5 protein-coding genes are annotated in these 14581 nt (G+C 40.3%); all 5 read left to right on the top strand.

Features of this window, described 5'->3' with window-relative positions; all coding sequences use genetic code 11:
* Positions 1–100 precede the first annotated feature (100 nt).
* The 5 genes from JT739_RS01990 (at position 101) to JT739_RS02010 (ending at position 14505) form a co-directional block, all read left to right on the top strand.
* On the top strand, positions 101–1807 hold the full coding sequence (locus JT739_RS01990) for a methyl-accepting chemotaxis protein (protein ID WP_237659413.1): 1707 nt from the start codon (positions 101–103) through the stop codon (positions 1805–1807).
* A 266-nt stretch (positions 1808–2073) separates the two neighbouring features.
* Positions 2074–5124, top strand: a complete 3051-nt coding sequence (locus JT739_RS01995) for a hypothetical protein (protein ID WP_237659414.1) — start codon at positions 2074–2076, stop codon at positions 5122–5124.
* 12 nt (positions 5125–5136) lie between these two features.
* The gene (locus tag JT739_RS02000) at positions 5137–11322 is read left to right on the top strand and encodes an IPT/TIG domain-containing protein (RefSeq protein ID WP_237659415.1); all 6186 of its coding nucleotides are present in this window, start codon (positions 5137–5139) and stop codon (positions 11320–11322) included.
* A 4-nt stretch (positions 11323–11326) separates the two neighbouring features.
* Positions 11327–12985: a hypothetical protein gene (locus JT739_RS02005; protein WP_237659416.1), complete on the top strand. Its 1659-nt coding sequence runs from the start codon at positions 11327–11329 to the stop codon at positions 12983–12985.
* Between the two features lie 11 nt (positions 12986–12996).
* Positions 12997–14505 carry an S-layer homology domain-containing protein gene (locus JT739_RS02010; protein WP_370642554.1) on the top strand — a complete coding sequence of 503 codons (1509 nt, stop codon included), beginning with the start codon at positions 12997–12999 and terminating at the stop codon, positions 14503–14505.
* Positions 14506–14581 lie beyond the last annotated feature (76 nt).

Here is a 14581-nt window from a genome sequence, read left to right on the forward strand (position 1 = left end):
ATTATCATAAAATAACCACATATTAGTAATCATTCTTCTTTACTAAATATCAGATAAATGATATAATTGTGATAAAATTTACAAGATAAGGGGACATATAATGAAGCTAATACAAAATAAATTGAGCTATAAAATCAATTTGTTAATACTTTCGCTTGTCATTTCGGTAATAGTTATTATGTCGGCATTAGTTATTCGAAATAGCTATGAATTACTCACCCAAACGCTGGGAACTACTGCAATGGAAGTAGCAGCAGTCACATCTGCCACAATCGACCCTTCTGAATTTAATAAAATCCAAACTGTAGATGACACCAAAAGCGATTATTACAAAAATTTACAGGAAAAAATAAGCTACATAAGAGAAAAGTCCGGCTCAAAATATTTATACACAATGAGGAAAAATGATAAAGGCGAATACATTTATGTTATCGATGGTTCTGAAGAACCGGCAGAGTTCGGCCAGGTGGAAAAACATTATACAGAATTTGATCGGGCCTATGCAGGGGATTCGTTCATCAACAATAAACTCCACATCAGCAAAGAGTACGGTGTATTAGTATCTGCTTACCATCCTATAGTTTACAATGGTGAAGTTATTGGCATCGTCGGTGTGGATTATGATGTAGAAAAGGGCTACATAATTTTGAGAAAAATGATCAACAATATTTTGATATTAGCTGTAACACTGGCCGCTTTTGCGCTAATAATTGGATTTATCTTTTCACGTAGGATTTCTCGTCCTCTTGAACGTTTGGCCTTTGCTACAAATAAAATATCTGACTTCGATCTAAATATAGAAACAATAGACATAAACACAAAAGATGAAATAGGCAACCTTACTAAAGCCTTTAATCTAATGGTGACAAGCATAAAAGATATTATAAAAGACACAAAGCGTTCTGCAAACACTGTTTTGGAAATGTCAAAGTCATTATTTAAAATTGCTGAGCATGTTGACAGTCAAAGCAGTGACATATCTCAGGCAATACAACACGTGGCTGAAGCTATAACGGAGCAGGCCTATGATATAGATAAAGGTTCAAAGCAGACTGGGGAACTTGCTGAAAGTATTGAAAAAGTAGCTGATTCAATCAATGCCATAACGGATATTTTCAGCCAAGTTTATAATTTAAATGACAGAGGTTCAGATGCCATAAACTTATTGATTCAAAAATCTAAAGAAGAAGATGAGGCAGTTAAAGAAGCAGAAATAAATATTAAAGATATGGATGAGAGTTCCCAAAAAATCAGCGTTATTCTCGACACAGTAGAACAAATATCAGATCAGACAAATCTTTTAGCATTAAATGCCAGCATTGAAGCCGCACGCTCCGGAGAATACGGCCGCGGTTTTGCAGTTGTAGCTGAAGAAATACGAAAACTTGCTGACGAGTCGGCAAAATCAACGGAGCAAATTAAAGAATTGATTAGTGCCATTGAAGATAGATCAAAAAAAGCGGTAAAATCCATGGAAATTAGCAAAAAAATAGCCGGAGAACAAAACAACATTGTAAATGAAGCTGGCAAAATTTTCAAAGAACTTTCGGATACTATCAAGAAATTGGCAGGAAACATTGAAACTATTGAGGCACTAAACAGAGATATGAATCTTAAAAAAGATGCCATTGTATCAATGATCGGGGCTATACAGGAATCTACTGAAGAAATATCGGCGGTATCCCAGGAGACCTCTGCATCATATCAGGAGATACTGTTCTCAGTAAATCAACTGAAAGAACACTCTCAAACTCTAAGCAATCTTGCAGAAGAACTGGGTGTAAAAGTTGACCGATTCAATACTTAATCCTTTTGCTTTATTGCCTGCTGACACTATCGCATAAATGCGGTAGTGTTTTTTATTTGCATGTAGTTTTTTGTCGTTTAACATTTTTTCTATTTTCGAAGAAAATATGGATTAAAATAGAGAATTACATGCATATATAGCCGAACGTAAAACTATAAGCATTTTTTGTAAAAAATGTATTTACTTAAAAATTTTGTCCAATTTTATGGTATAATAGGGAAAAACAAGAAAAATTTAGGGAAAGCTTGTGCATGGAGGTAGAGAACGTGACTTTTCTTAGAAAAAGCATAGTAATGCTAGTAATTTTAACAGTTGTTGTTTCACAATTTTCGCTGTATCCGCTAGTTGTTTATGGAGAGTTACACAGCACGCCAATAGACAATGAACAGACTCCTAAGAATGGTTCTGCCCAGGAGATCATTGAAACAACTTATCCTCTGAACAATCAAACCGATGTGGAAGTAAAGCCCGCGATAAAAATTGTATTTAAATACCCTGTTGAAATAATAGATAAAACTAAGATCACCTTAGTTTCTGGTGGCGAAAAATATCCATTAGACTCAGCTGAAGAATCAGAAGAAATATACCTCCTGCAAGATGATAAAAGAACCCTTTATATAGATGTAGGGAGAATCGGGAAACCACCTTTGAGGCGCGGCACCCTTTACAATTTAACTTTAGCAAGTGGTGCCATACAAATTGAAGGTTCAGATATAACAAATGACGATATCACCATTACCTTTGTTACCCGAAGTGAAGGCGAAAGCCCCAAAATCGTAGGTTACTCTTCTTCTGAATCGGGCGGTGATGACATTACATCACTTTCAACAACTAAACTTTCCCGAGAAGGTTATATACATATTCGCTTTGATCGCAATATTAAGTTTGAGAAAAATACCGATAAACAAAAGTTCCTTGAAGGGACAAAGCTTTATCGCATACCAAAGCCTGTGGAGCAAGATGAAGCTGGCAATGACAAAGTCTTTGAATTTGTGCCTGGTATTACCGAAGCTGATTTAAAGGGAGAAGACTACCTACAACAAATAAATGTGGAAGATGTAGAGATAATAAACAACAATACCCTTCGCATAAAGCCGAAATGGCCTCTTTTGAACCTGAACCAATATCGGTTGACTATTAAAAAAGAACTGATAGAAGATATAAACGGATATGCCCTGGAAAATGATGTGGACTTTTATTTCTGGACAGCCTCTTTTACTGAAAAACCGCAGTTTAGCTGGAAGCATGTTGAAGGTACTTTGCCCGGAAGCATTGTAGACAATCCTTCTACAGGAGGCAAATCCTGCACCGTCATCGGAACTTCCATTTACGGTCCTAGTGCACCGATTATCTTGATAATAGAAGGTCAAGCAATTCCCAAGGCTGGAGATATATCTTCACTTAGCAAAATAACTTTAGCGGAAGGATTTGAGCCAAATAAAACGCTAAAGATTTCTAAGGTTCGCTTCGAATATTATAATGAAGGCGATGCGAAAAATACGAAATTGGTCATATATCCTGAAACGGAATTAAATGCAGGCAAATACTATGTGCTCACTGTTCCAAGTGTGATACAAGACCGCAGTGGTCAATACCTGCCAAGGCTTGATTTATATTTTACGGTGGGCGTGGATATTTCAGAACCTGCGGGAATTTCACAAATAGAGCCGGATACTTTTGAGCTAAAAGACATCTATAAAGGCACGGCGGCCTTTACTATAAAAGGCTATAACTTCAATGAAGATATAGAATATATTTCATTAAAACTACTCAGTGGCGAAAATCCAGGGACAGTTCAAACTGCAGTTTATAAAAAAGATATAGTGTTTAAAAGCATTACCCAGTTAGATGTAAAACTGAGAGACCAAAAAGTAATAAATGATCTTCTCGCTGCAGGCGGTGGAGAATACACTGTTGAGCTGCATTTTAGCGGCCGCGAGCCGGTGTCAAATGACAGTGTAAAATTTAAAATTCTATCCCGGGGAAAACCAAAAGTCATTGCAACAGATCCTCCAGGCGGTGACATATGGTCTAATGAGAAAAGGCTAAATACAAAAACCATCGACGGCACAACCCGTTACTTTTTAAAGATCACCTTTGATGATTTTGATGGCAGTTTGCGCTTTGATAGAGATTTAGGCCTTAATTTGCTCAGGTCGTCCACTGTATATTCCGAAGGCCAAAATGAAGTGTCCATGATTGACACGGAGTTCATCAATTTTATACAAAACATAGATGATTCCAATCTAAAGAATTCGTATATTTCTCAATACATTTTTGTGAAAGACAGCAAGGCAGGAGAGGCTCATCTTTATGTGCCCGTGAAGCTCCTCAGGTCGCAAACAACTTATTATGTCATGATAAATGCCGGCATAGTATACTTTGATGGCGACCAAACCAGCGGAAATGATCCGATACAATGGACCTTTACAACCACTGCTAATCCGGTGATAACAGGCAACCAGGCGGGAAGTGTTGTGGAAGACTACGACGAAGACGAACCTATTATATTATACGGAGATTTCTTTGACGAAGATAATGTAGATGTTTATTTCAACGATACTCGGGCAAGCAGAGTTAGAGTAGATACAGATGAAAACGGCCAAAGATTTCTTAGGGTTTATTTGCCTAGCGGTCGGAATAGGTTAAAACCGGGTATATACACCATACTCGTGCGAAATGATGGAGATCATGAATTTGAGGCATTCGGCGCTTTAAGCGTAGTTAAAGCAGGCAGCCACATTCCAAATGAAGAATATAGGGTTAAGGATGAACTTAGAATAGGCGATGTTATAAGCGATCTATTTGTAAGTGAAGATACTTTGATTCTGGACAGGCCTTACACTGACAGAAGGTCTTTGGAAATTGATCTTGATGAGATAATGGGACATCAAGTTCTCACGAGGAAAATCCGCTTTGATGGCAGAAGAGATGACAGGATTTCAACTCTTGAGACCCTTTCCAAATGGGCAGATATCACATTATACGACATTGGCATAGATGATTATAGAAGTGATGAAGATGCTGAAATTATTTTAGGCAGAGTCGAACCACTCACAGCTCAAAGCCTAAGGCAAAGACTAGGCAGGACAAGGATCAAATCAGAATTTATCCAAGTATTGGGGCAAAATGTCCGCTTTAGTAGTTTCACAATTACTATGCCCTTTAAGGAAAGCGATGGATACAATCTAAAAGTGCTAAGATACGACCCCGATACAAGGCAATTTCTCGAACAAGACTTTTCTGTAGACCTGATTGAAAAAACTGTTACGGTTAGAAGCTATAGTCCCGGCATCTTTATAGTAGTTGAAAAGTAGGGAGGGGAGAAGATGAGAAAATGCCCGCGAATAGTGTCTTTGATATTAATATTTGCATTGCTTTTCACTACAATTCCTGTAGCTGACTTTAGAGAAGCATTTGCCTTTGATCCGAATGATTTTACCGTGACTAAAGTTACCATAAGAAAGGACTTTGACAGTGCCCAAGTTCAAACAGGAATGCATATAACAATCACCGGCAAAAACTTATCCGGAGCCAAAGTGCTGGCCATCAGTTCTGGAATACCGATAGATTTAGGCAAGCCGGCTATTGATTCTGATGGGGTACTGTATTTTGAATTTAAAACCAGCTCACAGTGGGAAAAACTTAAAGACATAACAGGAATCATGGTTGAAGGCGAGGAAATTCCCTTGGGAAACAAAGGCCAGGTGCCCACAATTACCTCGGTTACTCCTAAAGTAAAGGCTGAAGAGGATACGCTTGTCATTAAAGGTGCAGATTTTAAGCTATTAGTAGATTATGACAGTGAATTTGTAGTTAAATATGGCCGAGGTGTATCCTATAAGGAAATCGACAAAAGTTTGTTTGATGTTGTAAATAATGTTGCCAATATAGATAAACCTTCGGGAGAACTTGGCCTTCAAGACATAAACATTGAACGGCGGTTTGCAACTGCAGAAGTAGAATTTGGTGGAAATAAAAATCCTGTAGACATAGAGATATTATATGTGTACAATGGACAATTCCGACTGATAAAAGATCTTGATATTAGTAATGATATTGAAATGTATCCAAACCGTGGAATTCCGGGTAGTCGTGTGTATTTCACGGGCACAACACTGGGCGATTACGATGTGTACTTTTTAAAGGATGTAGATGGCATCGATACCTACAAGACAACCAATCGAGGCCAAAATCCCACCTACCAGCCGGGAAAAATCGTAAGCGGCACTAAAGAACCGGACATCCTCACAGTAGAAGTGCCAAATATTTCTGCTGGTGAGTATTTTGTGGTGCTTACCAACAAAGTAGGGAGTGGTAATCCTGCTGAGTTAGTAACCCGTGAGCGGGTTCATTCGGAAAAATTTACTGTAATCCAAGGGGCTCGAAGTGCGACTATAGATACTGTACAACCGAATCAAGGGCCTGATTCCGGGTCAAGGGTTACCATAACCGGTAGATATTTAGGAAGTTTGAATATTGATGATCTTAAATTAGGTTCCTATAAGGTAAATTTGATAGAAACAGATGAAGGAGAACTAAAGATAGACTACACAGAGCTAAACGATAGTACTTATCGAAATGCAAATGTTACTGCTTTAGTCAAGAAAGTGAAAGTCATCATTGGAAATCAAGCTAGAGTCCTTGCGACTTCGCAATTTAGTCCAGATATAGATAGATTAGAAGTGGAAATACCCCCAATTGACATAGGAAACGAACCTGTAAAAGATGTTGTCGTTGAAATGGAAACGGAAATCAAAACCGAAAATAATACATATGTTTTTACCGAGCGGGCAGAACTGCCTAAAGGTTACACCTTTATCCCAAGCAGAATTAAGCCTGAAGTTCAAAGTGTAGTTCCAGAAGAAATCCATGTAGTCAGAAAAGATGGAACTTACGATGAATACATAATCCCACAAGACTTAATGATAGGCATTTATGGAAAAAATTTCGCCGTTACTAGATTCATATACAATGAAGAAACAAGAGTATCATATCCTATTATAAGATTTGGAAATGTGGAGATAAACAAAAATCAGCAACCTGACATCGAACTATATGTAATGGACGATAGTGGCAATATTATTGACGGAACACCTGGCAATGAATTGGGCAGCAAAATCCTTGTGATTATTCCCGAAGGTACAAAAATACCAAAAGAATATGTTGACACTAATGTGTCTGTTGTAGTAACAAATCCAGTCAGAAATTCATTAAGTCCAGGTCTCCCTTCAGAAGAGCAGGTAATGGTAAAATTTACACTTGCAAAAGAAGGAAAAATACCTGTTATATCAAGTGTGACACCAAATGTGGTTACAGTAGACGGCGGTGAAACTGTTACCATAAGCGGAAGCAACTTCTTACCAGATGTAAAGGTATTCATCGACGGTAGGGAAGTTTCCGGGGTTACTCGGGCTGGAGACGGCAAAACCCTCACTTTTAAAGCACCTCCTGGCCGGGAGGGCACCACTCAGCTCCAAGTGATGAATCCTGATGGTGGCATTGCTATAAGGGAATTTAACTATGTCAAAACATACACGAATCCTAAGATTGCTGATTTCTCACCAAAAGCAGGTAATACCGGCACCTTAGTTTTAGTCAAAGGTGATAATTTTCTTCCACCAGATCCCACATCAACAGCTCAAACTACGTCAGAAATATATAAACTAGTTGGCACCAGGATACTTCTCCAAAATAGGGATATCAACGATTATAATGTCAACCCAAATACTCAGCGCATTGAACTTCAATATTATGCATCACCGGAAAACAATGAGATTTTAAGAATTGGAACAGCTGATGATGGAAGACAGTATTTGCAAATGGCCGATTACTGGCATAGTGTGGTTTTTACAGATGGTTTAGGCAAATTTTACACCCTGCGCCAAGATGCTCAAGGCAGTCCTATCCTTACCGATGGAGTAAAAAATACTTATAGGCTAAATGTTAAGTATGATGGTGGAGAATTTAAAATATTTGCCTCCAAGGAAGGGGCTAGTGACTATCTTGTAGAGGTAAAGACAGACAACGAAACAATTGGTGGTAAAGAGATAAAAGTTACTACATTAACCATACACGAACCCGATGAAGTGAAGCTCTACATGCAGACTCTGTATAAAGTAGACAACAACGGCATAATTGTAGGCAACAATGTAAAAGTAATCGATAAAAACACGATTATATTCAGAGTGCCTATTCTTACATTAGGTGACGGCTATTATGATCTAACGGTGCTAAACCCAGATACTAAAAGAGACAGCCGCACAGGAACTCAAGGGTTTTACTACTACACATTGCCTCAATCAAAACCTGAAATCCATAAAATTTTCCCGGATAAAGGTTCTATAGACGGAGGATATACCATCGATATAATTGGCAATGACTTCAAAGATGATGGCACATACAAGTCAAAGGTCTTCATAAATGGCGTACAGGTAAAGGCAGAAGACACATTTGTCAGCGTTGACGGAAAAACCATCACAGTAAAAGTTCCTCCTTTTACCGGTGATTTATCAAAGGAAAAGGAAACAGATCGCATTACCGTTCCTGTGGTGGTGCTAAACCCAGACGGTGCCAGCGCCAGCAAGGAAGACGGATTTACGTATATGGTGCCCACCAGCTATCCTGAGATAACAAAGATAGTGCCTGCCCAAGGAAGTGCAGCAGGCAAAGAAATCGTAGAAATCATCGGCAAAGACTTTCGTTACTTTGAACCCTACAGTGATGACAACAGGAATCAAACACGGGATGACAGTGAAACGTATAATGATTTAAACGGCAACGGAGAATGGGATGACTTTAGGAATAAATCGATAGAGGAATTAAAAGAAGAGTACGATGATAACTTTGAAAGCATGGTCTCACCAATTTTGCCAAAGGTTTATTTTGGCAATAAAGTAGCCGAAATAATGGAATTTGACGATGGATATCTTAAAGTCAGGACTCCTGCCGGCAGTGCCGGTACCGTGGATGTATACGTTGTAAACAATGATTCCGGCATATCCAATAAAGTCAAATACACTTACACTGCTACAAATCCGGTCATAACGCGCATAGTGCCGCCTGAAGGCAAGAAACAGGGCGGTGACCGGGTAGAGATTTTCGGCTCTAATTTTGTAGAAAGTGAGATTAAAATCTTAAACAAAGATGGAGAGCTTGAAACACTGCCAATGATGCAGGTTCGCTTTGGCAATGTTACAAACCGGGATATACCCAGAGAAGAGGAGAACTCGGGTAGAATAGACAACCAGCGCACTACCGTAAACTTGCCTGGAGGCCTAAGGGTACAATACGAAAATGGCAGGATACATCTTCAGATTTTAGAAGGCGGTATAACATATGTCACAATAATAGAACCCACGATTTTTGACGGCAGCCCGCTATTCGTATCAACAAGGCTTCTTAAGGATGGAGATAACCCTTATCCTCACGATGAGCTCATACGCCTTGAAATCAGCGACAGAAGGCTTTACGTAGAGCGGGGCTATGCTCCTAAAGTGGAGTTCTTAAACAGCGGTCAGCTGGTTGTCACAACACCGGCCTACTATACCATTGGGCCAGTTGATGTATTTGTGATAAATCCCGATGGAGGTACTGCAAAAGGTCAGTTTACTTACAAATACCCAGACAGCAAACCGTATATTACAAACATAACCAAGGATGGTCAGTCCCCTGAAATAGTAGAAATAAATGGCAGAGAGGTCAAAGTCCTGTATATGACCTACAAAGGCGGAAATACGGTCAGCATCATCGGTGGAGACTTTAGGGAAAACGCCAGAATTCAAATTTCCGATGTAGCAAGCATTGAGCCCCGAGATATAACCTATATGCTGCCAACAAAGCTTACCTTTAAAATGCCAGCAGTTCCTGAAGATGCTGTTGGTAAACTCCATCGGGTTGTGGTTATAAACGAGGACGGAGGTTCTGCCGCATCTGATGAGGCTGTGCCCCTTCCCATATACATCATGTTTATAAAAGGGGAAACTGCTCCAGCGATTACAAGGCTAGTTCCAGCTAAAGGCCCGACTTCAGGCGGCACTCGCGTGAGAATCGAAGGAAAAGATTTTAGAGAAGGCTTGAAGGTGTTCTTCGGAGAGATACCTTTGCCACAGGAAAACGTCCAGGTTGTGGATTATAAGACAATACTAGTGATAACACCGCCTCATCCGCCAGGAAGTGTAGAGGTGAAGGTTGAAAATCCCGATGGTGAGCTTTCAAATCCCAGCGGCATATTTACCTATATTAGCAGTCCTAAAGTAGCTGCAGTAGTTGATCCAGATGACCCCACCGAAACCACTCGAATAACGCGAATCTCGGTAGAAGGCGGTCAGAGGATCAAAATCAAGGGAACATCCTTTATGCCTGGGGCCAGGGTAGTATTTGCTCCAACTATAAAACGGATTGATAGCGAGGAAGATGTATCAGGAAATGTAATTTACATCGATGGAGAGCCCTATCTCTTAGAGGAAGGCACAGAGGCAAGAGAGGTAGTCTTTATTGACTCCGAAACTTTAACCGTCGTTACTCCGCCTGGGAAATTAGACAGCAGAGGCATAATAGTCATTAATCCGGACGGAGGTGCAAGCGACATCTATGACCAGATAGTTTACGGTTTGCCGGAACTTGAGGCTCCTGGCAATGTGGTGGCAGAACTTATTTATGACCGCTACATAAAAATCACCTGGTCTCCTGTGGAAGGCGCCGAAGGATATGAAATATTTGCGATTATAGATGACAATGAAATGGACTTTATAGGCACTACCAATCTCACCGCATTTGTCTTTAGCGATCTGGAGCCAAATACGAGATACTCCTTTGTAGTAAAAGCACTGGGTCGGTTTGGTTCATCACCACCTTCGGCCCGCAGTAACACTGTAAAGACGGGTAAACAGGTAGGACCGCCCGATGACGATGGAGAACTGGTTGAGGAAACTGTTAAAGAGCGTATAGGCGATACAGTAAGCGTAGTAATAGGCACTGAGGATTACAGGAAAGATATCACTGTAGACTTAAATGACGTCAGTTTCGCAGGCACCAAAAAAGTAGTTGTTACTCTACCGGCAGAAGTGATAGCAAGGTCCAATGCGGGAGATATAAAGATTGTAGGAAAGGATTTTGACCTGAGATTTAATCCGTCTGTTTTTGACACTTCCAGAGTCAGACAGTATCGCAATAGCAGCGATGCCGGAGTCAGATTCGAACTGGCAGTGGCAAATGGCAATGTGAGTACCCAGGGGAAAACCCTGCTTTCCACCCAATATACAATGAGTGCCAACTTTTACGTAGGAAAAGATGTGACTGCTATTGACTCTTTAAGCGGCTACATGGAATTTACGTTAGAGTATGACAAGGCAAAAGCGGATTTGAGGAAAATTACAGATATTGCCCTTTACCGCTACAATGAAGCAAACGGTGATTGGCAGCAGATTTTTGCAAGATATAACAGCTACGATACCGTCATACGGACAACTATTAATAGGCTAGGAACATATGCCATACTCGGGGCCAGGAGGTAATAACATGAAAAGATTTACAATTAGTATCGTGCTAATAACTCTGCTGTTTGCAATTGTATTCACATACAACAGAGCGGAAACTTTGGCCTATCCGATAATTGAAGGGTATATTAAAAGTATAAATATGGCTGAATCCCGGATAGAAGTGGAAGAGTACAGGGGCAATGTAAGAGCGTTTAACATAGCACCAGGTGCAGTTTTATTAATTGACGACATTCCCGTCAAATTAAATGACTTTAAAATTGGCATGGAAATATACGCTGAGTACTACGGAAACACCTTAACTCGCTTGGAGAGCTGGTCCACTGAAAATCCGGGATATATCCCTCCTGGAGGCAAGGTCAGAACGGGTGTTATAAAAAGCATCGATAGAAATCAGCTGATTTTGCGGCTTACTACCGGTAAGGAGGAAACCTACTTTACCAGCCCTGCTACAATTGCATTAAAAAATGGGACAAATGTGCCTCTTACCACCTTGTATGAAGGGGACAGGGTGAGGCTGTATTTTGATGAAAAGGACACTGATATTATAAGCAGGATAAGTATTGAAGGGGATTCTGCAAAGCTTAAAGGCCTATATAAGGGCATATTGGAAACCCAGAACCTTATGAACAACACCATCTTATTAAAAGATGTGGAGGTTTTTCAAAATGGAGCCTGGCATGAGCTGAAAAATATACTCAAAATGGAATTTACGCTGGAGGCTCCGATCTATTACAGCGGGCAGAAAATTTCGCCCAATAATTTAAAGTATTTCAGCGGCAAGACCGTATATGTAGCTGTTAAGGACTTTTTTGGCAAAGAAACGGCTGAACAAATGGTCATAAAAAGCCTGTATGAAAGTACATTTAGCGAAAAAATAGAGGAAATAAATTGGTACGCATCAGCTTTTGAGCTAAAGAATAAGCGGAATATCGATTTTAATGAAGGCACTATCATTGTTAAGAACAACCGACTGGTAGAAAGCTTTGCACTTTCGCCAGGACAGGATGCCTTTGTGGTAGCTGATGGCAGGGGAGCAAAAGCCCTCGCCAGCGTGGTATATATCTACAACCAGGATATTAATAATTCGAACATGGGTCAGTACCTGTTGTATGCAGGTAAATTGGACATGGTTATAGACAATAAACTTGTGCTAACGGACTTTTTCGTTCTGAACCAAAATGAATGGGAGTCCTTTGATGATGAAAAAGAGCTCTACTTTGACAATGACACTTTCATATTAGATTTAGAAGATATGAAGAGGATTACCCTTGAAGAATTTATAGCAGGTCATTATGCAGTAGATGAAGACAGCAATTATGGGCGTCGTCAAGGCTTAAGGTCTTGGTATGCATACGCATATACCGATGGAGATCGGGTTGTGGCAATAGCCCTGAAAAAAGACATGGACTCACTGCTCAGACAACGGGTGACAGTTGCAGCTATAGACAGATTGGAAGATGATGCATTCGTAGGAAAAACTGTAATTCTCCGGGATGCTCGTGACTGGAGCAGCCGCAATGAAAAGTGGATGGAAAAAGGCCTTCCGGTCAGAATGCGGGTTGAAAAGGCCCTGCTAATAAAAGATGACAAAATGATATCATGGGATGAACTAAAACCAGGGGATGACGTGTATTGCATTAGGGACGACTTTGAATGTATATTCTTATTAGTCAAATAGGAGGAATGAACTTGATAAAAAAGATTATAGCCGCGATTTTAGCAATAGTGTTTGTTGCCAGCCCCCTGGTTTCCTTTGCAGCCCCTGCAGGATTTGAAGGCGGTGTGCATAATGAATATCGATATCAGGAAGTTGTATTTATTACAGGAGAGCCCAGGGTGTTTTCAGGCGAGCTGAAGATTACTGAAAATAGTCGCAGTGGGACAGATAGGATTACATACAAGTTTACTTTAACAGATAAGGATGCTCTTGAAAAGACCAAACTTACCAGAACGGTGACTTTTGAAACTGTATATACTGATAAAAATGACAAGGGCCAGACTATAGCCCGCACTTCCCTTACAAGATTTTCCGAGCGCATTGAAATAGGAAGCGATAGATTCGAACTAGAGGATTATCAGTTCTCAAAATCGGATGTAATTGACAACCGGCCCGCGTCGGATTTTTACTCAGGGAACTTTGAGGCTAAAAAGACCTATAGTATCAACCGGGATGAGGGTGAAGTTATTATTACCATTTCCGGAGGCAATGTAGGATATGAAAACTTTTGGGGCAGCACCGAAACTCAAACAATCAATTACTATATTACCTCTAAGCGAAGAGTGACAGATGAGGACGGCGAAACCCAAGTTGTCAGTTGGGAAGGCACCGTAAAGGCAGAGGTTTCAGACAGCATGACAAAGCGGCTTGTATATTCAGAAAATGAAGCCAGCCTCTCCAGTTTTTACGGAGGATATGTGCGGACCACTAATAGAGAAATTGTATCAAGATACGAATATGATTTGCCTCGAATGAGAGACAATATTCCCGACAAAAAACAGCGAATAAAGGACAACATCAAACTGGCTGAAAGCATGGTGCCAAAGGTAGAGCGGCTGCCTGTGCCCAAATTCAGAGATGTGATGGGCCACTGGGCTGAGGAATATATAGCAAAACTATATTCTTTGGATGTTTTCGATGAAAGCCAAAATTTCTTTGCGCCAGAAGCTCCTATGACCCGTGAAGAATTTATTAAAGGCGTCATCCGGGCCTGTGATATTAGAACATCTATGGTTGATGAAAGTAAAAACAAAAGCACCAAGCGACGGAGAAACGAACCACCCGAAGAATCTCCTTTTAAAGATGTAAGTGTAAATGATGAAAATTATCAATACATCAAACAGGGCCTGGAGAAAAATATCATCACAGGTGTATCAAAAGACCTTTTTATGCCCAAAGCTTCACTGACAAGGGCGGAAGCCGTGACTATACTGATGAGGGCTTTGGGTTTTGTCAGCAAGGCACCGAATCCCGGGTATTACACTTGGTTTTCCGATGATGACAAAATACCTTCCTGGGCCAGAGACAGTGTATATGTAGCAAGGGAAGTAGGAATCATCCAAGGTGACAGCTATAACCGGTTTAACCCCGACAAAGTCATGACAAGGGCTGAAGCTTCAGCTATGTTGGTGAGATTCTTAGAGTTTCTGGAAAAAGACCTTCAGCGGGATTATAGAGAAAATATAATATTATTTAACTGAAAAAGGGAAGGGCTCAGCTATCAACCAACTGACAGCTGAGCCCTATCTTATTGAGAAACCAAGGTTTTCCAGACCC

The organism is Tepidanaerobacter sp. GT38 (assembly GCF_021991635.1).
GTDB lineage: Bacteria > Bacillota > Thermosediminibacteria > Thermosediminibacterales > Tepidanaerobacteraceae > DTU063.